Genomic DNA, 24341 nt, shown 5'->3' with positions numbered 1-24341 from the left:
CTCGTCACTGAACTTCCTAGGCATGATCCAATCCTCCTCTAGAAACGATCGGAACTAAACCCAGGACACTTCACGTCGCATCAGAGCTTTACGACGCCGCCGACGCCCTCCGCACCGTCAGCTCCCGCACCCGCAGCCGTGGCGACGACATCACCGACCACAGCTCCGACCTGACTTCCCAAGGCTTCAACGGGACCGCCGCCGACGCGGGGAAGGCACTGCTCCGGGGGTTTGGACACAGCCTTTTCGGCCCGTCTTTGAAGTTGGATGAGGTTGCGGAGATTCTCTGGCAGGCCGCGATGTCTCAAGAAAATATAGAGCGGATGATAGAAACGGCACTCAAGACACCGCTACTTCTGGGGACCGAGTTGTACCTCACCAAGCTTCTAGCCGAGCTCCGGCTGTACTCCCTCATCCTGGATTTCGGATGCTCTGAGTCGATCAATGCAACATGCATGGCCGACTACGAGCCGGATATCGAGAGGTTAGCGCATAACCTGGATAAAACCCCGCAACAAATCCACGATGAGCTCTACGCGAAAGCACCTGACCACGTGAAGCAAATCGTCGACGAGACGGGTGCCATGCTCCTCGAAGGAGGCCCGGGAGGATACACAGTGATGGTCGGTCCGAGTGGTCAGGGCGTGCCGACCAACCCCGCGTCCATCTCAATCCTCTCTCCCGGCGTTGGCTCAGGTGACCCGAACAAGCTGGCAGGACTCGTATCCCAAGCGCAAGACGTGGCCGACCACAACACATTGAGAAACGGCGAAGGCCAAGCAGCGGTGATGTGGCTGGGATACTCCCGGTCAAGCCCGCGCTCCGGGATTAGAACAGCCCGGTGGGCTTCTCGGAGTAGGACACGAGCAGATTCTTCGTCTGCTGGTAGTGGTCGAGCATCATCAGGTGGTTCTCACGGCCAATGCCGGACTGCTTGTAGCCACCGAACGCCGCGTGCGCCGGGTAGGTGTGGTACTGGTTCACCCACACACGGCCTGCCTGAATAGCGCGGCCAGCGCGATAAGCGGTGTTTCCGTCGCGCGACCAGACACCGGCACCGAGACCGTAGATGGTGTCATTTGCGACGCTGATGGCCTGGTCGAAGTCCTTGAAGGTCGCCACCGACAGCACCGGGCCGAAGATTTCCTCCTGGAAGATCTTCATCGAGTTGTCACCCTTGAACACCGTTGGCTCAATGTAGAAGCCGCCGCTTAGACCGCCCATGCTGGTCACATCGGTGTTCACCTTGCCGCCGATCAAGGTTTCCGCGCCCTCCTGCGGCGCCATCTCGAGGTAGCCGGTGATCTTGTCCATTTGCTCCTGGGACGCCTGCGCACCCATTTGGGTCTCGGTGTCCAGTGGGTTACCGGTCTTGATCTGGCGCACGCGCTCGATTCCGAGCTCCAAAAACTCCTCGGCGATGGACTCTTGCACCAACGCACGCGACGGACAGGTACACACTTCACCCTGGTTGAGGGCGAACATTGCAAAGCCCTCGATGGCCTTAGCGCGGAATTCGTCATCATGGGCGAGCACGTCCTCGAAGAAGATCGACGGGGACTTGCCGCCAAGCTCGAGCGTCACCGGGATGATCCTCTCCGCGACCGACTTGTTGATCAGCTTGCCGACGTCCGTCGAACCAGTGAACGCGATCTTTGCGATCCGGTCAGAACCGGTCAGCGCGACACCGGCCTCATCGCCGAAGCCGTTAACAATGTTGACCACGCCGTCTGGAATGAGATCACCGATGATGTTCATCAGGTAAAGAATCGATGCTGGGGTCTGTTCCGCCGGCTTCATCACCACGGCATTGCCCGCCGCCAGCGCTGGGGCGAGCTTCCACACGGCCATGAGGATCGGAAAGTTCCACGGAATGATCTGACCGACAACGCCCAGCGGCTCGTGGAAGTGGTAGGCCACAGAGTCGTCGTCAAGCTGCGAAAGGCGACCCTCCTGCGCGCGGATGGCAGCCCCAAAGTAGCGGAAGTGATCGATGGCCAGCGGAATGTCAGCGGCAAGAGTCTCGCGCACAGCCTTGCCATTTTCCCACGTCTCGGCGACCGCGATTTCCTCGAGGTGCTCCTCCATGCGGTCCGCGATGCGGTTGAGGATCAATGCGCGCTCCGCCGCAGAAGTTTTGCCCCATTCCGGCGCAGCCTTGTGCGCCGCATCAAGCGCTCGGTCAATGTCTGCCTGCGTGCCTCGTGCGACTTGGCAGAACACCTCACCCGTGACCGGAGTGGAGTTGTCGAAGTACTCACCGTCCGCCGGAGCAACCCACTGACCGCCGATGTAGTGGTCATAGCGCTTCTCGAAGTTAACGATCGAGCCCTCAGAACCCGGGTTAGCGTACACAGTCATGGTCTAGTCCTTTCTAAAACGAGCTGAATATTTTGTGCTCCAAAATATACGAAAGAGTTTAACGGTTGAACGCCTCGTCCACCACCGGACGCAGAGCGAAACCAATCAGGCCTGTGATCAGGAACAGCAGGGCAACGCCAGCTGCCAGCAGGCCGCCGACTCCGGCAACGGAGAGGGAGGAGCCTGCGGGGACGGAGCTGGACTCGCTTTCCTTACCGGCGCAGGCGCCCATGGACTTGGTGTAGGTGACGATGGGAGCGGCCACCTCCGGTCCATTTTCAAGAAGCTTCGTCTTGGCAATGTCGACGAATGCGTCAAGACCGCCGCCTCCGATCACTGAACCAGCAACAGCGCCAATCACACCCTTCAGATCCAAGCCGAGCAGCTTTCCGTTTTCCTCTGCCTGAGCCGGCGTCAGTTCGAAGGTGCCCCCTTCCCTCTTATCAGCCTTGATCTGATCCATCTTCGGGGTCTTGGAGGCATTCATGAATGCGATGTAACGGTAATAATCCGACTGCTCAAAGCGGAAAAGACACCAGGCCAACCGCCCGGCCAGCCCAAGACAGCCCGGCAAGCGAACCGGCCCCATGTGGATAACCCGCCGAATTCCACAGCCAAACGGGCCCGTAGGTGCGCCGCCCGGTGCGATAAGTCAGGCTGGGTGCATGAATTCGGGGGATGAACTGATCAATCTGCGGCGTCACAAAGCGGGCAGCCCGGTGTGGGCAGCCATCGAAACCGGCCACATGGTCAAACTGGCGCCGACCCAGGCCGTCCGCAGCGACTACTTCCGTTCGCTGGTGCCGCATGAGAGGGCCCGACTCGTCGCCATCGCCACTGGCCGGGGCGTGCCGAAATCCATCGCAATCGGACGCACCGCCGCGCGCATCCACGGCATGTGGGTGGTTACGCGATCGAAAGAAACCGCCGAACTGACCCGCGGCGCTCACCCCTGCACGACCATGCCAGAGGGTCAACGTTGTCGGCGCATGAAGCTGCGCCCTGAAGAGATCACGCTTATCGACGGCGCCCGCACCCTCACCCCATTCCGCACCGCCGCCGACATTGCCGCTACGTATGGGCTGGTGGAAGGCCTGGTGGCTATGTCTTGGTTGAAGTACAGCGGGTGGGGAATTGGGAGGTTGCGTCGAGAAGCGGAAAGGCTTGGGCCGGTTAAAGGGATCGCGACAATTCGACAGTGCATCGAGTTGAGCAGTCCGCGCGCGCTGTCTCCGTTTGAGCCGTATGCGCAGGGGCTGTTCGTCGAAGCCGGAATTGAAGGCATCCGGATGCACCCGCGGCTGCCTCTTCCCGGTGGGCGGTACATCGAGCCCGACCTGATGATCGGTGACCGCGTGGCCGTGGAAATCGACGGGGATGCGAAGTACGACGGCGTCACCTACGGATCCCTCGACGACATCAGCCGCGGCGAACTGAAACGGCAGAAACTGCTGATCAACACGGGCCTGGAAGTTGTGCGGTTTTCGCCGCGGGAGCTGTTAACGAACCCCGAGTACTGCATCGAGACCTTGCGCGGCGCGATCGAGCGGGCCAGCCGCCGCCCAAGCCAACCCGGCAAATAGCTAGAACCAGACAGCTAGATTGCCCGGTTCTCGGCCCGAAACGGAGCTTTCTAGTCGTCTGGTTCTAGTCAATCGGAATGGTGGGGGGCGCGGTGGGGTCGAGGTGGGGACTGTCGGGCCTGCCGCAGCGCTAGTTGGCGTCTGCGGCGTCGGCGCCGGCGTGCGCGGCTCCGTCGCCAGCACCCTCACCAGCGTCAGCGGCCTCGCCGGCACCGCCAGCACCAGCACCGCGGGTGACGGTCAGCGTGTCCGCGTCCGGGCCGACCTCAACGAGCACGGCGTCACCGTCGCGGATCTCTCCGGCCAGTACCTCGCGGGCCAGCTTGTCGCCGATCTCCTTCTGGATCAGGCGGCGCAATGGGCGGGCGCCGTAGGCGGGGTCGTAGCCGCGGTCGGCGAGCCAGCGCTTGGCGGCGTCGGAGACGTCGAGTGCAAGCCTGCGTTCCGCGAGCCGCGACGCGAGCGAACGCAGCTGGATGTCCACAATGCCGACCAGCTGGTCCTGCGTCAGCGGATCGAACACGACCACGTCGTCGAGGCGGTTGATGAACTCCGGCTTGAACGCCCGCTTCACAGCCTCCATGATCTCGTCCCGCGAACCACCGGCACCCAGGTTGGAGGTGAGGATGATGACGGTGTTGCGGAAGTCGACGGTGCGGCCTTGGCCGTCGGTAAGCCTGCCTTCGTCAAGGACCTGCAGGAGGACGTCGAAGACGTCCGGGTGGGCTTTCTCGACTTCGTCGAAAAGCACGAGCGAGTACGGGCGACGGCGCACGGCTTCGGTGAGCTGGCCGCCGGCGTCGAAGCCGACGTATCCCGGAGGCGCACCGACGAGGCGCGCGACGGAGTGCTTCTCGCCGTATTCGGACATGTCGATGCGGATCATGGCGGATTCGTCGTCGAAGAGGAACTCCGCGAGCGACTTGGCCAGCTCCGTCTTACCCACACCCGTCGGGCCGAGGAAGAGGAAGGAACCGATTGGGCGGTTCGGGTCGGCGATCCCGGCGCGCGAACGGCGCACAGCATCCGACACCGCGTTGACCGCCTCGTGCTGCCCGACGACGCGCCCGCCGAGCACGCTTTCCATGTGCAGCAGCTTCTCGGTCTCGCCTTCCATCATCTTGCCGGCGGGAATGCCCGTCCAGCTGGACACAACGTCCGCGATGACATCCGGCGTGACTTCTTCCGTCAGCATGGTCTTCGCGCTTGCCGACGCCTCCGCCGCCTCCACCTGCGCCTCCAACTCCGGGATGCGACCGTATCGCAGCTCCGACACCTTGGCGAAGTCACCGTCACGTTCAGCGATCTCGGACTGGTTGCGCAGATCTTCCAGCTCTTCCTTGGCGTGCTGGACCTTGTCGATTTCGGACTTCTCGTTCTCCCAGCGGGCCTTCATCTCGCCGAGTTTCTCGCGCTGGTCGGCGAGTTCCTGACGCAGGGCGTCGAGACGCTCGCGCGAAGCTGCGTCGGACTCCTTTTCCAGTGCGATCTCCTCAATCTCGAGACGGCGGACGACGCGCTCAAGCTCATCGATCTCCTGCGGGGAGGAGTCGATCTCCATGCGCAGGCGGGAGCCGGCCTCGTCGACCAGGTCGATAGCCTTGTCCGGAAGGAAGCGGTTGGTGATGTATCGGTCCGACAGCGACGCCGCCGCGACCAGTGCCGAGTCCTGGATGCGGACACCGTGATGCACCTCGTAGCGGTCCTTCAGGCCGCGGAGGATACCGATGGTGTCTTCCACACTCGGCTCGCCGACGTACACCTGCTGGAAGCGGCGCTCCAGGGCGGCGTCTTTTTCGATGTACTTGCGGTACTCGTCAAGGGTGGTCGCACCGACCAGGCGCAGCTCGCCGCGGGCCAGCATCGGCTTGATCATGTTGCCGGCATCCATCGAGCCCTCACCGGTCGCGCCAGCGCCGACGATGGTGTGCAGCTCGTCGATGAAGGTGATGATCTCCCCGTCGGAGGACTTGATCTCATCCAGCACAGCCTTCAGGCGCTCCTCGAACTCGCCGCGGAACTTCGCGCCGGCCACCATCGAGCCCAAGTCCAAGCTGATCAGCGTCTTGCCCTTCAGAGATTCCGGCACGTCGCCCGCGACGATGCGGCGGGCCAGGCCCTCCACGATCGCGGTCTTACCGACGCCCGGCTCACCAATCAGCACCGGATTGTTCTTCGTCCGGCGGCTAAGCACTTGGACCACACGGCGGATCTCGCTATCGCGCCCGATGACCGGGTCGATCTTGCCCTCGCGGGCGCGCGCCGTCAGGTCGGTCGAGTACTTCTCCAGCGCCTGGAATTGTCCCTCCGGGTCCTGCGTGGTCACCTTCTGGTGCCCGCGTACCGACGGAAACGCCCCCTTAATGGTCTCGTACGTCGCACCCCGCTTCTTCAGCAGGTCAGCGGCTTCATCCGAACCGCGTGCAATGCCGGCGAGGAGGACTTCGGTGGAGACGTATTCGTCGCCAAGCTCGCTGGCGAGTTCCTGCGCAGTGTTCAGCGCGTTGAGGCCGTCGCGGTTGAAGTTCGGGTTGGCCATGTTCTGGCCTTCCGCCTTCGGGTAGCCGTCCACGATGGCGGCGGCCTCTTTCACCACGGTCTGCGGGTCAACACCGGTTGCCTTCAGCACCGGCGCGGCGATGCCCTCCTCCTGGGAGAGGATGGCCTGCAGCAAGTGCGCCGGACGAATGTCCGGGTTGCCGTTGGCAGAAGCCGTCTGCAGAGCCTGCTGGAGAGCTTCCTGTGTCTTTGTAGTGGGGTTGAATGAGCTCACGAGGGGCTCCTTTCTGAATGCTTTTGTTCTAAATTCCTAACTCCACGCTAGGTGGTCGCTCACTTCAACGCCCGCAAGGTTGAGTCTGTTCCACTCAAGGCGAAAAAGCTTGACGACGCCCCGCGCCCTCTGGCCCTTTCCGCCTACATGCGGACATGTGCGCTCCTGCCGATGCGGTCACCGATGTCCTAGTTGCGACCGTTTTTCGGGTTCTAGCAGGAGTTTCGTACGGGCGAGAACTAGGGCTTTTATGCCCTGGTTCTAGCAGCACCAAAATCGCTGCTCAAGACATAAAAACACCAACGATGCGGTCAGTCATGCCCACAACCGCTGGCGAGCACATATCCACCAAACTAACCTAACGGCAGATTCATCGCGGCAACCACGGCCGTGGGGCTGTGTGGATCGTGGGAGACAAAAGAGGGGGAAACAGGCCATGACAAACAAGGCCGAAGCGAAGGACGTTGGATCGATCTTTGAAGGTCGCCCCAAGTGCCCACCGTTTCTACGAGGCGCGATGTTGCTCGCGCTTTTGCAAACCAGGCAAACATTCACAGGTAGCGAGCTTGCGGAGCGGATCGGTGTCAACGATCGCACGCTGCGCAGGTACATCGGAGAACTCGGCGCGTTGGGATTCGAGGTCGAGGGCCGCCCCGGATTCTACGGCGGGTACCAGCTCAAGAGCGTCGATGCTATCCCTCCCCTCATCTTCAGCGAGGATGAAATGGAAACGATCCTGGCAGGTCTTGCCTACATCAGGTACCCGGAGGACGAATATGCCGAACGGGCTAATGACCTCGAAGAGCGCATCAGGAAGCTTCTCCCCGAAGCGTTCCTCGAGTCGCTGCGGATGCCCCTCCTCAAAAAGTACGGAGAGGGTTATCAGATGAGGGTGGGGGCGAAAGCGTCGAAAAGCGGGGGTTAGATCGCGTTCTTAATCCGTGTGCTGCCTGAACCGCCGGACCCCGCGCCCGATTGATCGTCGGCGTATTTCTTCGCGGGGGCCCATTTGAGGACGAAGCTCATGACCAGAATGCCCGCGGCGATCGCGGTGGCGACCCACCCGAACGCCCCGGTGAAGGAGGCGATGACTGCGATCGGCGCGAGAATGGTCATGCCGATTTCGAAGGGGCCGAACCCGACGTAGGCCACGCCGTATTCATTCAAGGTGCCGGACCTCAGCTTCGGGTCGACCATCTTGAGCAGGGCGATACCTGTGGCCACGGCGGCAGTTGCCCAGCCCCAGCCGAAGAGGCCGCGCTCGATCCAGTGCTCGCCGAAGTAGAGCGGTGCCATGACCAGCAGGTAGAACAGGCAAAACGCCACACCGAGAACGAAAAGCAGGACAAGCGCCTGCCAGTAGTCCGCCAGCGCTGCGGGCACGATGGAGGCGATACCGAACGCGATCATGTAGTCGGTCGCAGCACCGGAGATCGCGCTGACGGTGTCTTTGTCCAGGTAGTTCGGGCGGCGCACCAAGCGCAGACCAAGGCGGCCAATCAAGCCGATGACGAACGACAGGGCGAACAAGGGAATGGAGACGTTGGGCCATTGGGCCTTGATTGCGTCGTTGAGCACCTAGGCAATGAGCACGGTGAACACGATGAATCCGGCGTGCAACGCGAGCGGCTCGATCGACGACGGGTTGGTCGTGGCTTTACCGATGGATGGGCGCTCATCTTCGTTCTCGATGTAGCCGGAGCGGAGGTCTTCCGGCAGTTCGCCCTGCAGCTCGGTCGTCTTGCCGGCGCGAATGCCCCAGTTGGCCACGATGACACCACCGACGATGGCGACAAGCGTACCCACAGTCGCGGCGGTGAAACCGAGCGAGGATGCGCCTTCCACACCGATGTCCTCCAGCGAGGACCCCACAGCCGCCGCAGTACCAAAGCCGCCGACGAAACCGACCGGCAGCATCATGCCGAACCAGTCTTCAGTGCCGAACATCGGCTTGAACAGGTAGAGGCCGAGCAGCACGAACAGGCCCCACTGGAACATGAACATGGTGGTGGAAAACGCCCACATGTTGCGCGCGCCCTTGGCCACGGACCCGCCGAGGTCCATCGAGTACGCCATCGACGCGAACACGACGGCGATGAGGATAGTGGTGTAGGTGCCGACGTTCTCGGAGAAGTTGATCCACCCGAGCACCTCCGGCCCAAGAACCAGTCCGAGCAAACCGGCTGTGATCGGGGCCGGCAGCAGCAGCTGCTGGAGCATGCGGATTCGCTGGCGCAGGACGTTGCCGACGATAAGAAGGAGGGAAATCCATCCGACGTCAAGCAGCATGTCGTAAGGTGTGAATTCCATGTGCCGGACCTTTCACGAATTGTGCTATCCCGGTTAGCTTAGCGTGCAGCCCGGACATACTAGTGTTTGTTGCATGGCCGAGCTTGATCACATGGCACGGGAAGAGCTGGACGCCCAGCTCACGCAGGTGCCTGAAGCACGCACGCTTATCGACGTTTTATTCACCCCCTCCCCCACACCCTCCGTCGAAGACACTGCCTTGGACCGGCGGCGCCTCGGTGTTACCCCGGAGGATTACGAGGCATTGGCCGACGAGATGGAGCAAGCCCTCTCCCGCGCGCTGGCGCTGGCAGGGCAGCTTCCGGGACGGATGACAGAGGCCGACGAGCGCGAGCTGCTCGACCGCGCCCGCGGCAGGTTGATCGGCATGGCAGCGGTGGCCCGCCGGGCGGATGTGGACGGCATTCCGCCGGCGACGGCCGCGGAGGTCACGGGCGTGTTGCCCCTATTCATCCCGCCGGAGATCAACGGCTCGGGCATGCCGGGCTGCGCTGTCTATCTTGAGGCTCCTGCCCCGGTCGATTACCTTTCCGGCCAGTCGCTACCAGTCCTGCGGCCGAACGCTGGCCCAGCGGTGAGCGGGGCAGCTGATGCTCTTCAGCAGCAGTGGGAGGAACTCGTTCCCGCCGTTCCTCCGAACGATTACGGTCAGCTCGTCTTCTTCCTGCTTCCGAATCTCCGGGACGGCGGCCAAGCTGGCCCGATTCGCGTGCCGGGCATCGGCGAGTACTGGACTTTCGGCGAGCCGCGCGGCGACGCCATAGACCTCACCCTGCCCGCCGGCGCGTTAGGTGTGACCTTCACCGTCGACGGCACGGGCGAGAGGTTGCCGGGGGCGCGTGCGGCGGTGTTTGAGCTGGTGGGGAGGATGGCTGAGGACGTCGAAAAGCAGCAGATGAGTGTCAATCTGCTTGTCGACGCCATCGGTGCCAACGAGCCCGGCATCCGCTCCCTCGCAGAAAAGACGGACTGGCTCAGCCTGACACTGTTTTAAAGGAGCGGCAGCGCTTCCTGCTGCTTGGCGGCCTCGTCGGGGTCGATGTCGACGACGATGACCTCGGGCTCGTATCCGCCCTCCGCAAGGATGCGGCCGTCGGGTGCGACCGCCATCGAGTGCCCCACGCCGGTCGGCCCGGAATTTTTTCCTGCTTCGGCGGAACCACCCGGCCGGGCCTGGTCTGGGGCCATGATGAATACCCCTGCATCCAGTGCACGGGCCCGGGAAAGAATGTTCCACTGCTCGACCTTATTTTCGCCGTCGGCCCAGCTGGTGGGCACGACGATGACCTTGGCGCCTTCGCGGGCGAGCTGCTTGAACTGCTCGGGGTAGCGGATGTCGAAGCAAATGGCCACGCCCACCGTCACGCCCTCATGGGTGAAGGTGTGCAGGTCGGTGCCGGGGCGGACAGTTTTGGACTCTTGGTACTGCGCGGTGTCGAAGGTGTGGATCTTGTCGTACCCCTCATGCAGCCCGTTTCCGGTGATCAGCGCGGTGTTGTAGACGCGGTTGATCTCGCCCTGGCTGTCGGCGGGGCGGAACATGCCGGCGACGATGGTGACGCCGAGCTCGCGAGCAAGCTCGCGCAACCCCGTCGCAAACGGCCCGTCAAGCTCCTCGGCCTGCGTGTCCAGGCGACCGGAGTCGAACGCCTGCGAAGTCGCCTCCGGGCAGACGATGAGTGTCGCACCTTTGTCCGCCGCTTCGCGGATCTTTTCGGACGCCAGCCGGAGGTTGTCCGCCTTGTCGTCGGAAGTGGTGATTTGCACGAGTCCGATACGCATGCGCCCCAGCGTATGTGTAATTCTCGCCGAATTCCACAGGCAAAACGGGGCCTTGTTGCACCTAGTTTGCGGATGGTTTTGGCTAGGGCCATGAGCTACATCGAAACGCCACGTAACCTCCCCTACCTGTCCGAATGGTCCGCACCCACGATGGACGGACTGGCCACTCCCAGCCTCACCGCGACCGCACTCGCCCGCGCGCATGACTCCCTCCAGGCCGCGCTGCGCCGCCGCGACGAGGCCCTCCACGCCCACGACGGCGAACTGCACAGCTTCGTCGCCGACGCCGTCCACGTCGACGACACGGTCTTCGGAGGATAAATGCTGGTCACATCAGAACTCACCGCCGCCGCGTCCAGCTTGCGGTCCGCGCGCACGAGCGCCCTATCGCGTATCGACGACACCTCCCACCACCTCACCTCCCTCTCCTCCACCGGCTTCGCCGGACCGGCCGCCGACGCCGGCCTGGGCCGCCTGGCTGATCTCGGGCGCGCCTTCGATGGGCCCGCCGAGCAGATGAATACTGTGGCCGGGATCTTGGAGGATGCCGCCACAGCGCAGGCCGCCCTCGACCTCGCGAACGAGGCCCTGCGGACAGCGATCGTTCCGCCTCCCGCCATGGCGGCCCACCGCGCCGCCGTCGTTAGCCTCGCCCTGGCCGCCCGGATGCTCGACCAGGCCTGCGCCTCCGCGATCTCCGGGGCGTGTCTCTTAGAGCACGAAGCTGACCTGGACCGTCTGGCTTTCCATCCCGGGGAGTCGCTGAACGATATCAGCGCGCGGAACATGGGCACCGCCCCCGCATCCGTCCGGGAAGCAATCGAGGATGCGGACGGCCTTCTCCTTGAAGCAGGCCCCGGCGGGTACACCGTCATGGTCGGGCCGCGGAGCGATGTTGGCGACGGCGGCGCGGGGGACCTCATTGACCCCAGCTCCGTGACCACCATGGTCTCGGGCGTGTCCTCCGGAACCCCGGAGAAGCTTCCCCGCGCTCTCGAGGAAGCCCAGAACGTGGCCGACGCGACCGGCGGCGCCGTCATCGTCTGGCAGGGGTACGCCCCGCCGCCGGACGTTCCCTCCGGAATTGACCCGTCAGCCGCGCGCGCCGGAGCCGACGACCTGGCCATGTTCCAGATGGCTATCGACGAACGCTTCCCCGACGCCCACAAGATCGTCATCGGCCACAGCTACGGATCAGTCGTGGCCACCCGCGCCGCAATGGACCACGGGCTGTTCGCCGATGACCTGGTCCTCGCCGGTTCGCCCGGAGTCCCGGCGCGCAACGCCAACGAACTGACGCTTGTGGGCGATGATCCGCAGGTCACAGTTGTGGACTCCCCCACCGATCCGATCCGGGCTCTCCGCGGGCCGTTCAGCGCCGTGCACGGCTACAACCCCGCGAGCCCCATCTTTGGTGCCGACCAACTGAACGGGGTGCGCGGTTCCCATACCGATTACTTCACGGACGCGGAGATGCTGGAGGGGCTGGGGCGGATGGCGCGTCGATAAGCGAAAAAGCGTACGGTGGTGGTGCTACAAAATGAAAGGAATTTTTTATGGCTAAAGATTTCGCGCACCAGATCGTGGAAACGCTAGAAAAGAACGGCGTTAAGCGCATTTACGGCATTGTCGGCGACTCGCTCAACCCCGTCTCGGACGCGGTCGCGGAGAGCAACATCGAGTGGATTCACGTCCGCAACGAGGAAGCTGCCGCATTCGCAGCCGGCGCTGAGTCCTCCGTGACCGGCGAGCTCGCTGTATGTGCCGCCTCCTGCGGCCCGGGCAACACTCACCTTATCCAGGGCCTTTATGACTCTCACCGCAACGGCAACAAGGTGCTCGCCATTGCGTCCCACATCCCCAGCCAGGAGATCGGCTCCAAATTCTTCCAGGAAACCCACCCGGAGAAGATCTTCCAGGAGTGCTCCGGCTACTGCGAGATGGCTAACTCCGCCGCCCAGGGCGCGCGCATCCTGCACCACGCGATCCAGTCCACGATGGCGGGCAACGGCGTATCCGTCTTCGTCATGCCCGGCGACATCGCTAGCCAGGACGCAGCCGACGTGCCGCTGCTCGAATCCACCATCGCACGCGGCACCGACAAGCGCGTTTTCCCGGACTCCGGCGAAGCTGCAGCGCTGGTCCAAGCTATTAACGACGCAGACACCGTGACCCTCTTCTGCGGCGTCGGCGTCAAAAACGCCCGCGAAGAAGTCCTCCAGCTCGCCGAGAAGGTCAAGGCTCCCATCGGCCACTCCTTCGGCGGCAAGATGCACATCCAGTACGACAACCCGTTCGACGTAGGCATGAACGGCCTGCTCGGCTACGGCGCGTGCTACGACGCATCCCACGAAGCCGACCTGCTCATCCTGGTGGGCACCGACTTCCCCTACAACGACTGGCTACCCACCGGCAACGTGGCCCAGATCGACATCAAGGCCGAGAACATGGGCCGCCGCACCAAGGTGCAGTACCCCGTTGTCGGCGACGTCAAGAGCGTCATCGAGAACATCCTCCCCCACATCGAGGAGAAGAAGGACCGCACGTTCCTGGACAAGATGCTCAAGGAGCACGCGCGCCTGCTCGAGAACGTGATCGACAACTACGGCCCGAACGACAAGGCCACCCCGATCCACCCCGAGTACGCCGCCAACCTCATCGACGAACTTGCCGACGAAGACGCCCTCTTCACCGTCGACACCGGCATGTGCAACGTCTGGGCCGCCCGCTACATCACCCCGAACGGCAAGAAGGATGAGCTCGCATCCTTCCGCCACGGCACCATGGCCAATGCTGTGCCGCAAGCCATCGGCGCTCAGGCCGCCGACCGTGACCGCCAGGTGATCACCTTCTCCGGTGACGGCGGCGTCTCGATGCTGCTGTCCGAGCTCATCACCGTCAAACAGCACGAGCTGCCGGTCAAGATGATGGTGTTCAACAACTCGTCCCTGGGCATGGTCAAGCTCGAGATGATGGTCGCCGGCCTGAAGGAATTCCAGACCGACCACGACGGCGTCAACTACGCCGACATCGCCTCCGCCGTGGGCATCACCTCCTTCCGCGTAGAAAAGCCGCAGGACCTGGAGAAGACCCTGAAGAAGGCCCTCGCCCACGACGGCCCGGTGCTGGTCGACATCGTCACCGACCCCGACGCCCTGTCCCTGCCGCCCAACTTCGACTGGGCCATGATCAAGGGCTTCACCGAGTCCGCAGTCAAGACCGTTCTCGACGGTGGCATCGGCAACATGGTCGAGCTCGCACGCTCTAACCTCCGCAACATCAAGGGTGCGGCAGCGATCGAGTTCTAGCTTGGTGAGCTAGTTCTCGGAGAGGGTCAGCCTTGTGGCTGGCCCTCTTTTTGGGTTCTGAGGCGGCCCCGCGCGAGTGCCTAGGGTGCGCGTGCGGCGTGCGCCAATTGCGGTGCGCGTGTGGGTTTAGTGCGCCCCTTGGGGTTCACGTGCGGAAAAGTTGACAAACTCGATTTCGATTTACAGACCTCTGGCTCGCCCACCTGCACAAACACAATTTTAGTGAACCCGGCACGTAAACTATTGCGCACGCCGGGCAGCGTGGCCCGGGCTAGGTCCGAGCTAGGTCCAAGTTGGGCACGGGCTAGGCCCGATCGAGCGATCGCACGGGGCCTTGTGCAAAAGATGACAAACTCGAATTCGATTTACCCCCCGAAAAGCTCTCTAACTGCACAGACAGCTCTAGACAGGAATCGGGTTTGTTATCTTTTGCACAACCGCGACCCAAGCGGCCCTCAATCGAACCCAAGACGAACCCGAGACAAGACCGCAAAAGGCCCCCGCATCCCACAATTGCGGGCACAGGGGCCAATGGGGACCGCTGGGACTGCTGAGGGGGCAAAGTCCCCCAGCCGCGGCCCCAGCCCCAGCCACATCCCCGACCGCTATTGCCGTTGCTGGGTCGACGAAGACCTACTCCGGCGGGTATTGCGCGACCAGGCGACCACTGCCGTGGAGCGGGGCACGTGGACGAGTTCGCCGCCGCGGCGTTTGTCGCTCTTCTCCTTGGCCAGGAGCTGTTTGAGCTCGGCGTTCTCGTCCTCGAGCTCGTCGATACGCTCGCTGAGGCTGATGATGGTCTTGATGCCCGCGAGGTTCACGCCCTCTTCCTGGGACAAACGCTGAATGGTCCGTAGCCGGTTGATGTCACGTTCGGAGTAGCGGCGCCCACCGCCGGAGGTGCGCATCGGGGTGACCAGCCCCATCCTGTCGTAGGTGCGCAGGGTTTGGGCGTGCATTCCGGTCAGTTCGGCGGCCACGGAGATGACGTAGTATTCCTCATCCATTGGCACTGTGCGTCACCTCCTTTCCTATACGGCTCCGGCCCAGCCCGCGCGGGGGTTGAAGCCGGAGTCCTTTTCGGCCTGGGCGTAGGCGCGCAGGGCGCTGGAGGCGGTGGCGTCGAGGTTCTTCGGCACGGTGACTTCGACGGTGACCATGAGGTCGCCGGCGTTACCGGATTTCTTGGGCACGCCGCGGCCTTTCACGCGCAGGGTGCGGCCGTTGGGTGTGCCGGCCGGCACTTTGACCTTGACGGGGTTGTCCAGGGTCGGCACGGTGACGGTGCCGCCAAGCGCCAGCTCGGAGAAGCTAACCGGCACGGTGACTGCGAGGTCGTCGCCGTTGCGGGTGAACACTTTGTCGGGGTGGACGGTGACGTAGACGAAGAGGTCGCCGGCCGGGGTACCGTTCGGTCCTGCCTCGCCTTGGCCGGCCAGGCGGACCTTTTGGCCGTCGATCACGCCGGCGGGAATCCGCACGGTGATTGACCTGGTCCGGTGGGTGGTGCCGGTGCCGCCGCATGTCGGGCACGGGTCCTCGACGGCCTGGCCGGTGCCGCCGCAGCGGGTGCACGGCCGGGACATCCCGAACGCGCCCTTCTGCTCGCTGACAAACCCGGTGCCAGAGCAGTCCGGGCACGTGGAGGTTTTGCCGGTCTTCGACCCTGAGCCGTGACAGTCGGTGCACGGCGCTTCACCAGTCAGCTCGACGGGGATGGTGGTGCCTTTGACGGCTTCGCGGAAGTCGAGTTCTATTTGCGTTTCGACGTCGGCCCCCCGCGTCGGCCGAGCACCCCTGCCAGCGCCGCCGCCGCGGTTAAAGAGGCCACCGAAGAGGTCACCAAGACCGCCTTCCGCAGAAAATCCTCCGCCCTGTCCAAACGCTTCGCCGAATCCGAAGTCTGATGTGGTGAAGTCTTGTTCCGCGCTGCGAAACCCACCCGGGAAACCCGAGCCTCCTTTCCCCCCGAAGCGCATGAAGCCTCCGGAGTCCATCATCCTTTTGAATTCGTCGTACTCTTTGCGTTTCGCGTCGTCGCCGATGACGTCGTACGCTTCGGCCACCCGCTTGAACTTGTCTTCGGCCGCCTTGTTGCCGGGGTTGGAGTCCGGGTGGTACTCCCGGGCGAGTTTGCGGTAGGCCTTTTTAATGTCGGCCGCGGAGGCGGACTTGCTCAGCCCCAGGTCGCCGTAATAGTCCTTGTTGGCCCATTCTTGCTGCATAGCCATGTGCACCCCTCCTTTCGTCTCAGAGGTTTACTTTCTAAGTGTAGTTTCGCTCAATAAATTCGTTACTAAATAAAGAAGCGGCCAGGGGGAAGCTTTTCGCTTGTCGACGCTTCCCCTCCGGCCGCATCACCCAACTATTCCGTCGGACCGTCCGTGCCAGGCGAGCCAGCCGGACCAGCCTCATCGGCGGAGCCAGCCGAATCAGGGCCAGCCCCCTCAGCCGGGTCAGCGATGATGACCATCGCGTTGCGGATCAGCTTGTCGCCGATCTTGTAGCCCTTGCGCAGCACCGTCCCGATGACCTTCGTGTCGCCGGTGGACAGGTCCTGCACAGCTTCGTGGATCTCCGGGTCGAAGGCGTCGCCCTCGGCACCGAAACCCTGCACGTTCTGGCTGTCCAGCACGCCGCGGAGGTTGTCGCTGAACGCCTTCAGGGGTCCTTCGGCCAGGTCGCCGTGCTGTTTTGCGAGCTCGAGATCGTCGATAAGCGGAAGCAGCTGCGCGACGACCTTGGCTTTGGCGGTGTCAGCGATTTGTGCGCGCTCGCGGTCGGTGCGGCGGCGGTAGTTGGCGTACTCGGCGCTCACGCGCTGGAGGTCCTCCGTGCGCTCGGCGAGCTGGAGCTCCAAGTCGCTGACGGTGCCGTCGCCGTCGACGTCGCGGTTGACCTCACGGTCAATGCCTTCACCTTCGGCGAATGCCTCGTCGATTTCCTTGTCTACCGCCGGGTCGGCGAGGGGGTCCTCGGAATCCAGGGCCTCAGCCTCAGCCGCTTCTTCAGCCAAGGTTTCGGTCTGGTCCGGGGAGATGTACTCCTCGTCGGTCGCTTCGGGCGCACCCGGGTTGTCGGGCATCTGCTCGTGCGGGTTCGTCATGGTTGCTCCTTAGTTGTTCCGGGAGTCGTCAGCGTTGTCGGTGTTGTCAGCGTCGTCCTCTTCGACAACCTCAGCGTCGACAACGTTGTCGTCAGCCTCCGGCGCAGCGCCTGCCTGGGTAGCACCGGCGTTAGCGTCAGCCTCGTAGATGGCCTTGCCCATCTCCTGGGACTCGGTGGACAGCTTCTCCACGGCTGTCTTGATGGCGTCGATGTCCTCGCCCTTGAGCGCTTCGTCGACCTCATCGGCAGCTGCGGTGACCTTGGTGCGGATGTCCTCGGAGATCTTGTCGGAGTTCTCGTCCAGGAACTTGCGGGTCTGGTAGGCCATGGACTCCGCGTTGTTGCGGGTCTCCTGCTCCTCGCGGCGAGCCTTGTCCTCGTCAGCGTGAGCCTCCGCGTCCTTGATCATCCGGTCGATCTCGTCCTGGGACAGGCCGGAGCCTTCCTGGATCTTGATCGTGTTCTCCTTGCCGGTGCCCTTGTCCTTGGCGGACACGGAGACGATGCCGTTGGCGTCGATGTCGAAGGTGACCTCGATCTGCGGAACACCGCGCGGTGCCGGAGCGATGCCGCCGAGCTCGAAGGAGCCGAGCAGCTTGTTGGCCGACGCCATCTCGCGCTCACCCTGGAAGACCTGAATCTGCACCGACGGCTGGTTGTCTTCAGCGGTGGTGAAGGTCTCGGACTTCTTGTGAGGGATGGTGGTGTTGCGCTCGATCAGCTTGGTCATCACGCCGCCCTTGGTCTCAATGCCGAGGGAGAGCGGGGTGACGTCGAGAAGCAGCACGTCCTTGACGTCGCCGCGCAGGACACCAGCCTGCAGGGCAGCGCCGAGGGCCACGACCTCGTCCGGGTTGACGGACTTGTTCGGCACGTTGCCGGTGAGCTCCTCAACCAGGGCGGACACAGCCGGCATACGGGTGGAACCACCGACGAGGACGACCTGGTCGATGTCGCCGACGGACATGGAAGCGTCCTTGATCACCTGGTTGAACGGCTCCTTGGTGCGGTCAAGCAGGTCAGAGGTGATTTTTTGGAACTCGGTGCGGGTGAGATTCTCATCCAGGAACAGCGGGTTCTTGTCAGCGTCAACCGTGATGTACGGCAGGTTGATGGATGCCTGTTGAGCGGACGACAGCTCAATCTTCGCCTTCTCAGCAGCCTCGCGCAGACGCTGCAGAGCCATCTTGTCCTTGGTCAGGTCGATGCTGTGCTGAGCCTTGAACTTCTCCACGAGCCAATCGACGATGCGCTGATCCCAGTCATCACCACCGAGCTCGTTGTCGCCGGCGGTAGCCAGCACCTCGACGACACCGTCGCCGATCTCCAGCAGGGAGACGTCGAAGGTACCGCCACCCAGGTCGAACACGAGGATGGTCTGCTCGGTGTCAGCCTTCTCCAGGCCGTAAGCGAGAGCAGCCGCGGTCGGCTCGTTGACGATGCGCAGCACGTTCAGGCCTGCGATCTGGCCGGCCTCCTTGGTGGCCTGGCGCTGTGCGTCCTCGAAGTAGGCCGGAACGGTAATGACGGCATCAGTGACCTCGTCACCCAGGTATGCCTCCGCATCACGCTTGAGCTTCATCAGCGTGCGGGCGGAGATTTCCTGCGGGGTGTACTTCTTATCGTCGATGTCAACGTTCCAGTCGTTGTCGCCCATGTGGCGCTTCACCGAGCGGATGGTGCGGTCAACGTTGGTCACGGCCTGGTTCTTTGCGGACTGGCCGACGAGAATCTCGCCGTTCTTCGCAAAAGCGACGACCGACGGAGTGGTGCGCGACCCCTCAGCGTTCGCGATAACGACGGGCTCGCCGCCCTCAAGAACGGAAACGACCGAGTTCGTCGTACCGAGGTCAATACCTACTGCGCGTCCCATTGTGTGATGTCCTCCTGTGTCAAGGTGCGTTTATCAGTGTTTTTCTGTGAGTTGATTGCTCGTCGCTCAACTTCTGCGGGCCACTGTACCACTCGAGCGTGACACCGCTGCGAAGAGTTGAGCTTGACTCACTCAATCTCCACAACCTGCAGCCACACAAAGTTGTTCCCGGTTCGCTCAACTTTCTTCGTTCCCGCTGATCACGCGCGCTTGTCGACGCCACCTCCCCCACACCCGGTGAACGCTGGTGCATCATGACTGTCGCCGAACCGTTACGGAATCCGCCCACATTCGATGTGGACAAAATCGCCCACTCTGGCAGAATGCACAGGCGTGAATAATTCGAACAAGGACGGCACCACCGGCAAGAACACCGGTGGGGATTTCGCCGACACCCTCCTCGACTCGCTTGAGGAGCCGAAGACCCTCCCCACTCCCGCCGACGCGGCACTGGAGATGTCCCACGAGCCGATCGACCGCGGCCAGGTCATCGCCAGCGACGGCAAGTCGGCGGCGGCGTGGGCGCTGCGTTTCATTGTCGTCGTCATTGCGACGGCATTCCTGTTCAAGATCATCGGCTTCGTGTGGGTCGGCGTACTGCCGCTGTTGCTCGCGCTGATCTTCTGCACGGTGTTGTGGCCGCCTGTCCGCTGGCTGCGCAACCACAAGGTGCCCGGCGCGCTGGCCGTCTTCATCGTTCTGCTCGCTTTCTTCGGCGCGATCGGCGGCCTGTTCGCCGCAATGGCCCCGACGATCAAGACGCAGTCGGTGGAGCTCTACCACCAGGCCGAAGAGGGTGTCCAGCGCATCCTGGACTGGGTGGAAACCTCCGCCCCGTTCGACGTGGACACCAGCCAGATTGAGCAGGCCATCAGCCAGGCGGGCGACTTCGTCCGCGGCCAAGCCTCCAACATCGCGTCCGGGGTGGTCACGGGTGTGGGCGCGGTTGCTTCCATCGGTACGACGTTGGCACTGATGCTGGTGCTCACCTTCTTCTTCCTTAAGGACGGTGACCGCTTCCTGCCGTGGCTGCGCAAGTACACCGGCGTGAAGGCTGGCTGGCACCTGACTGAGGTGCTCATGCGCTCCTGGAACACCCTGTCCGGCTTCATCCGCACCCAGGCAATCGTGTCCCTGGTGGACGCTATTTTCATCGGCCTGGGCCTGGTCCTGCTGGGCGTTCCGCTGGCGCCGGTGCTGGCTGTGATCACCTTCTTCGGTGGCTTCATCCCGATCATCGGTGCGTTCACTGCCGGTGCCCTAGCGGTCGTTGTTGCCCTGGTCTCCGGCGGCGTGACTAAGGCGCTTCTCGTGCTTGCGCTGGTCATCCTGGTCCAGCAGCTGGAGGGCAACGTGCTCCAGCCGGTGCTGCAGTCCCAGGCGATGGGCCTGCACGCGGCGATTGTTCTCTTGGCTGTCGCCGTCGGCGGTACGGTCTTCGGCATCATCGGCGCATTCTTGGCTGTCCCGGTGGCTGCTGTCGTGGCCGTCTGGTTCCGCTACTGGGCTGAGATGGTGTCGCTCCGCAGCGGAGAGATCACAGCCGATGACATACAGATAGCCACCCAGCAATCCCAAACGCTGGATTCCCGCGAAGCCTACCTGGCTGTGCGCGACCGCATGCGCTCCCTCGGTCGCCGCAAGGGCCAGACCCAGCTCGACGAGGAAGCGGGCAAGCTCGGCTCCACCAAGGTCCCGCACGATACGATGAAGACCTACGACGAGGAGACGCCGGGCGAATCCCGCGCCCTGTCCAAGGAAGCCGTCTCGTCCGACAAGGGGCGCAAGCGCGACCTCGATAGCGACGACGTTTAAACTGCTTATCCGCGCTTCCCCTGAAAGGCCAGCCCCCGGGCTGGCCTTTTTCTATACCCTGGATTGGCATGAGCACTCTGGAGAACAAGACCATTGCCATCCTTTCCACCAACAACTTTGAAGACTCTGAGCTGACCAGCCCGCGCGATGCCGTGCACGAGGCAGGCGCGACCACCGTAGTCGTGTCCACCGAGTCCGGCTCCATCGAGGGCAAGAACGGCACCGAGGTCTCTGTCGACCTGACTACCTCCGAGGCCAACGCAGCCGATTACGACGCACTGCTGCTGCCGGGTGGCACCTCCAACGCTGACCAGATCCGCACGGACGAGGCTGCTGTGAAGCTCGTCCGCGAGTTCACCCAGGCCGGCAAGCCCGTCGGCGTGATCTGCCACGGCGGCTGGATCCTCACCGACGCAGAAGCTGTCTCCGGTGTGCGCATGACCTCTTACCCTTCCCTCAAGACCGACCTGTCGAACGCTGGGGCGACGTGGGTTGATGAAGAGGTAGTCGTCGATAAGCGCATCGTCTCTTCGCGCACCCCCGATGACCTCCCTGCTTTCAACAAGGCCATCATCGAGGAGTTCGCTAAGTGACCTCCCACCACTTTGAGGTGAAGGTCGCCGGAGGCAAGCTCGTCGTCGCGGACGTCCAAGAAGACGGCACGACGATCACGGATGCGCGCATCTCCGGCGATTTCTTCCTCGAGCCGGAGGAGGCGTACGACGCGATCAACCGCGCGCTCGTCGGCGCATCAGTCACCGAGACCGCCGACGATCTGTGCAAACGCCTTGACACAGAGCTTTCTCGCTTCGATGACCTCGCGCTCCACGGTTTTTCCACGAAGGATGTGGCCATCGTCACTCGGCGCGCGGTCCTCGACGCCAAAGACCTCACCGACTACGAGTGGACGGTCATCCACTCCCCCGTTTTGCCCACCCCAATCAACGTGGCGCTGGACCAGTACCTGCTCGAAGAGGTCGCTGCTGGGCGCAAGGGCCCGATCCTGCGTTTTTGGGAATGGGAGGACAAGGCTGTTGTCTTCGGTTCCTACCAGTCCTTCCAGAACGAGTTGGATCCAGAGGGCATTGAGAAGCACGGCATCGTGCCTGTGCGCCGCATCTCCGGCGGCGGGGCGATGTTCATGGAGGGCGGCAACTGCGTCACCTACTCCATGTACCTGCCCGACGACATCGTGCGCGGCCTGTCCTACGTGGACAGCTACCAGTACCTCGATGCATGGGTCCTGGCCGGGCTGCAGTCGCTCGGCGTGAACGCTTGGTACGTGCCGATCAACGACATCACCTCCGACGGCGGCAAGATCGGCGGTGCTGCGCAAAAGCGCATCCCTGGCGCGATCCTGCACCACACGACGATGTCTTACGACATCAACGCCGACAAGATGATGGATGTCCTGCGCGTGGGCAAGGTGAAACTGTCGTCTAAGGGCGTGCAGTCCGCCGCCAAGCGTGTTGACCCGCTGCGCCGCCAGACAGGTGTCCCGCGCCAGGACGTCATCCAGGCGCTCATGGACACGTTCATAGCGCGCTACCCCGCAGAGGTCGGCGCGCTTAGCGACGATGATTTGGCCGCAGCCCAGCACCTCGTGGACACCAAGTTCAGCACCGAGGAGTGGACGCACCGCGTCCCGTAGCTGGCGCTACTACGGTTAGCTAGATGCCGCCGCTTCTTCCACAGCGGCGGCGCTGGCGACCGATAGCAGCACCGTGTTGATTCCGTCGACATTCTCGAAGGTGCCTGCGTCCAGCACCTGTCGATCGATCTGCTTCACCCGCATACGCAGGTCATTGAATGGAATGCCCTCGATTTCGCCGAGGAACTGGCGGCGCAGCTCGCCGGTGTTCTTCAGCAGAAGAATGACCATTGCTTCCTCCGGGCGCGGCTCCTCCTTGCCCAGGAAAATGTCGCGGTAGCGCTGGCGCATGGCCTTCTCGATGGTCTCATCCTTTTCCGGGAAGCGCTGCCAGTGCAGGCCCAAGAATCCCGCGCGCTCCTCGTCGAGCACACCCTCTTCAATGAGTCGCTGGGCAATGGCTTCCTTCTTGGCGAACTTCCGGGAATTGAGCAGCGAGTACACGCTCGGGTGCCCCTTCTTCTCCACACGGGCCACACCGTGAGCGAGGGCGGGGTGACCTTCGGAGCGGGCAACGGCGCCGTTGACAAGCGAGACGCTCGGGCTCTTACCGGCATGCACATCGACCAGCCCGGTTGCGACCAGATCGCACAGCAACGCGCCGTTCAACGCCACGCGCTGGTGGCTCACCCCCACCTCGACGTGGGCGGATTTGTCCGAGAGCAGCAGGAAGAGGGCTTCGCTGACGAGCATGGTGGAAAGTCCTTCTATGGTCGATATATAACTCGCCCCAGTCTATCCGGCAATCGGTAAACAACAAGCCGCATTCCCTCGCATCACGGGTGATAGAGGTGCGGAAAACGTCGCTGCAGAGCCCCCTTGAGCTCTGGATCCGACACAAGTGCAACAAGTTCCTCGATCACCGATCCCCCGTGAGCCTCTGACACTGCTCGCAGTTCGGCCGCTAACTGGGATTCGAACTCGACTTTCTTCTCTTTGATCTGAGTGAGAAGCTCACGCCCTTTGGGTGAGAGAGCATGAAGCGTCAGACGCTTGTCCTCGGTCGACTGTGCTGAGACAGATATTCCTTTCCTAACAAGCGCGTCGAGCAAACGGCTAGGGCTACCGGATTCACAGACAAGATACTGGCCAACTTCTTTCGTGCTAATTGGGCCATGAACGCCTAGCACTTCCACGACCTCCGCCTGGGAGTGAGTCAAACCCACCTCAGAGAAGAGCCGATTGAGCCGTCGGCTCCCCTGGCGCTGGAGCGCGAGAATGAGATAACGGAATTCCTCAGGATGAGTGAATAGCTCTAACGGCATGTCATTCCTTCCCTCGTGTTGTCAGCTTTCAGTCTCGAGGAAACGCGCCAATCGCGCTAACCGCTTACCGGGCACCAACGCCGCCTCTCGCTGCCCAATCACGGCCGACAGAGTCCCGGCTTGCCTAATCCGATGAGTAACCCGTGTCGTTCCATCCAACTGGGATTCAAGCAGAAAAGACGAATGTTCGCGCAGACCCGGAATATCAATTTCAAAGTCGACAACGTGGCCCGTTGAAGTCTCAGACGCGGCGGCCACGATCGTACCGTTCAATACTTTTTGCACCGTGAGCGCGTGCGAACCGTCGGCACGAGGCGGGCTCACGAAGCTGAAAGCAGGATTCCACGAGGGCAGGCGTTCCAAGTCTGTCACGACCCCAAGAATGGCGCGCTCACCGGCATGAATCGTCACGGCGGCACTATTTTCGGTTTTAAATGACATGTCACCGACATTATCCAAGACACGTGCTTTGGTCAAGTAAATTTATTTCCCCCTGCCTGGTCGACTTCCAC

At 62.8% G+C, this 24341-nt stretch carries 21 protein-coding genes and 1 pseudogene; 9 read left to right on the top strand and 13 right to left on the bottom strand.

Annotated features, from left to right (window positions below; translation table 11 throughout):
- Positions 1-80: 80 nt before the first annotated feature.
- From KBX19_RS10345 to KBX19_RS10335, 3 genes are all read right to left on the bottom strand, one after another.
- Positions 81-239, bottom strand: a complete 159-nt coding sequence (locus tag KBX19_RS10345; RefSeq protein WP_255998853.1) for a hypothetical protein — start codon at positions 237-239, stop codon at positions 81-83.
- Between the two features lie 589 nt (positions 240-828).
- Positions 829-2361 carry an aldehyde dehydrogenase family protein gene (locus KBX19_RS10340; protein ID WP_255998851.1) on the bottom strand — a complete coding sequence of 511 codons (1533 nt, stop codon included), beginning with the start codon at positions 2359-2361 and terminating at the stop codon, positions 829-831.
- 58 nt (positions 2362-2419) lie between these two features.
- Positions 2420-2848: a hypothetical protein gene (locus KBX19_RS10335; protein ID WP_255996129.1), complete on the bottom strand. Its 429-nt coding sequence runs from the start codon at positions 2846-2848 to the stop codon at positions 2420-2422.
- 178 nt (positions 2849-3026) lie between these two features.
- Here KBX19_RS10335 and KBX19_RS10330 point away from each other — a divergent pair, with 178 nt between their 5' ends.
- Positions 3027-3944: a hypothetical protein gene (locus tag KBX19_RS10330; protein ID WP_255998849.1), complete on the top strand. Its 918-nt coding sequence runs from the start codon at positions 3027-3029 to the stop codon at positions 3942-3944.
- 130 nt (positions 3945-4074) lie between these two features.
- On the opposite strand, the gene clpB is transcribed toward KBX19_RS10330, so the two are convergent.
- Positions 4075-6717, bottom strand: coding sequence for an ATP-dependent chaperone ClpB (gene clpB / locus KBX19_RS10325; protein ID WP_255998846.1), 2643 nt, complete (start codon positions 6715-6717; stop codon positions 4075-4077).
- A gap of 436 nt (positions 6718-7153) precedes the next feature.
- On the opposite strand from clpB, the gene KBX19_RS10320 reads away from it, so the two are divergent.
- Positions 7154-7642 (top strand): YafY family protein, encoded by a 489-nt coding sequence (locus tag KBX19_RS10320; RefSeq protein WP_255998844.1) that lies wholly within the window; start codon positions 7154-7156, stop codon positions 7640-7642.
- On the opposite strand, the pseudogene KBX19_RS10315 reads toward KBX19_RS10320, so the two are convergent.
- Positions 7639-9027, bottom strand: a pseudogene (locus tag KBX19_RS10315) (sodium/glutamate symporter). The gene KBX19_RS10320 and the pseudogene KBX19_RS10315 sit on opposite strands and share 4 nt — an antisense overlap.
- A 73-nt stretch (positions 9028-9100) precedes the next feature.
- On the opposite strand from KBX19_RS10315, the gene KBX19_RS10310 reads away from it, so the two are divergent.
- Positions 9101-10021 (top strand): hypothetical protein, encoded by a 921-nt coding sequence (locus KBX19_RS10310; protein ID WP_255995138.1) that lies wholly within the window; start codon positions 9101-9103, stop codon positions 10019-10021.
- Here KBX19_RS10310 and KBX19_RS10305 read toward each other — a convergent pair.
- Positions 10018-10809: a carbon-nitrogen hydrolase family protein gene (locus KBX19_RS10305; protein WP_255998843.1), complete on the bottom strand. Its 792-nt coding sequence runs from the start codon at positions 10807-10809 to the stop codon at positions 10018-10020. The genes KBX19_RS10310 and KBX19_RS10305 overlap by 4 nt on opposite strands.
- Positions 10810-10899: 90 nt before the next feature.
- Between KBX19_RS10305 and KBX19_RS10300 the strand changes: the two genes are divergently transcribed.
- Genes KBX19_RS10300 through KBX19_RS10290 form a run of 3 tightly spaced genes read left to right on the top strand, consistent with a single transcriptional unit; the run spans position 10900 to position 14117 of the window.
- Positions 10900-11130, top strand: coding sequence for a hypothetical protein (locus KBX19_RS10300; RefSeq protein WP_040423475.1), 231 nt, complete (start codon positions 10900-10902; stop codon positions 11128-11130).
- Positions 11131-12318 (top strand): alpha/beta hydrolase, encoded by a 1188-nt coding sequence (locus KBX19_RS10295; protein WP_005288278.1) that lies wholly within the window; start codon positions 11131-11133, stop codon positions 12316-12318.
- 47 nt (positions 12319-12365) lie between these two features.
- A complete protein-coding gene (locus tag KBX19_RS10290; RefSeq protein ID WP_005288276.1) occupies positions 12366-14117 on the top strand; it encodes a pyruvate dehydrogenase in 1752 nt (583 codons plus the stop codon).
- A 605-nt stretch (positions 14118-14722) separates the two neighbouring features.
- On the opposite strand, the gene KBX19_RS10285 is transcribed toward KBX19_RS10290, so the two are convergent.
- The 4 genes from KBX19_RS10285 to dnaK form a co-directional block, all read right to left on the bottom strand.
- A complete protein-coding gene (locus tag KBX19_RS10285; protein WP_255998860.1) occupies positions 14723-15124 on the bottom strand; it encodes a heat shock protein transcriptional repressor HspR in 402 nt (133 codons plus the stop codon).
- 24 nt (positions 15125-15148) lie between these two features.
- Positions 15149-16348, bottom strand: coding sequence for a molecular chaperone DnaJ (gene dnaJ, locus KBX19_RS10280; RefSeq protein WP_255998833.1), 1200 nt, complete (start codon positions 16346-16348; stop codon positions 15149-15151).
- A 134-nt stretch (positions 16349-16482) separates the two neighbouring features.
- Complete coding sequence (gene grpE, locus KBX19_RS10275; protein ID WP_255998831.1) at positions 16483-17223, bottom strand: nucleotide exchange factor GrpE; 741 nt, start codon at positions 17221-17223, stop codon at positions 16483-16485.
- Positions 17224-17232: 9 nt separating this feature from the next.
- Positions 17233-19098: a molecular chaperone DnaK gene (gene dnaK / locus KBX19_RS10270; protein ID WP_005288264.1), complete on the bottom strand. Its 1866-nt coding sequence runs from the start codon at positions 19096-19098 to the stop codon at positions 17233-17235.
- Positions 19099-19392: 294 nt separating this feature from the next.
- Between dnaK and KBX19_RS10265 the strand changes: the two genes are divergently transcribed.
- The 3 genes from KBX19_RS10265 to KBX19_RS10255 all read left to right on the top strand — a co-directional run bounded on the left by KBX19_RS10265 (position 19393) and on the right by KBX19_RS10255 (position 22564).
- Positions 19393-20913 carry an AI-2E family transporter gene (locus KBX19_RS10265; protein ID WP_005288260.1) on the top strand — a complete coding sequence of 507 codons (1521 nt, stop codon included), beginning with the start codon at positions 19393-19395 and terminating at the stop codon, positions 20911-20913.
- 68 nt (positions 20914-20981) lie between these two features.
- Positions 20982-21506, top strand: coding sequence for a type 1 glutamine amidotransferase domain-containing protein (locus tag KBX19_RS10260; protein WP_255998828.1), 525 nt, complete (start codon positions 20982-20984; stop codon positions 21504-21506).
- The gene (locus KBX19_RS10255; RefSeq protein WP_255998826.1) at positions 21503-22564 is read left to right on the top strand and encodes a biotin/lipoate A/B protein ligase family protein; all 1062 of its coding nucleotides are present in this window, start codon (positions 21503-21505) and stop codon (positions 22562-22564) included. Before KBX19_RS10260 ends, KBX19_RS10255 begins: the two co-directional genes overlap by 4 nt.
- A gap of 15 nt (positions 22565-22579) precedes the next feature.
- Here the strand turns inward: KBX19_RS10255 and KBX19_RS10250 are convergent, their stop codons facing one another.
- The 3 genes from KBX19_RS10250 to KBX19_RS10240 form a co-directional block, all read right to left on the bottom strand.
- On the bottom strand, positions 22580-23257 hold the full coding sequence (locus KBX19_RS10250) for a GPP34 family phosphoprotein (RefSeq protein ID WP_005288251.1): 678 nt from the start codon (positions 23255-23257) through the stop codon (positions 22580-22582).
- Positions 23258-23340: 83 nt separating this feature from the next.
- The gene (locus KBX19_RS10245) at positions 23341-23829 is read right to left on the bottom strand and encodes a MarR family winged helix-turn-helix transcriptional regulator (protein ID WP_005288248.1); all 489 of its coding nucleotides are present in this window, start codon (positions 23827-23829) and stop codon (positions 23341-23343) included.
- A 21-nt stretch (positions 23830-23850) separates the two neighbouring features.
- A complete protein-coding gene (locus KBX19_RS10240) occupies positions 23851-24270 on the bottom strand; it encodes a hypothetical protein (RefSeq protein WP_005288245.1) in 420 nt (139 codons plus the stop codon).
- Positions 24271-24341: the final 71 nt, after the last annotated feature.

The organism is Corynebacterium sp. CCUG 71335 (genome assembly GCF_024454075.1).
GTDB classification, from domain to species: domain Bacteria; phylum Actinomycetota; class Actinomycetes; order Mycobacteriales; family Mycobacteriaceae; genus Corynebacterium; species Corynebacterium genitalium.
This window is presented reverse-complemented; position numbering and strand designations above follow the sequence as displayed.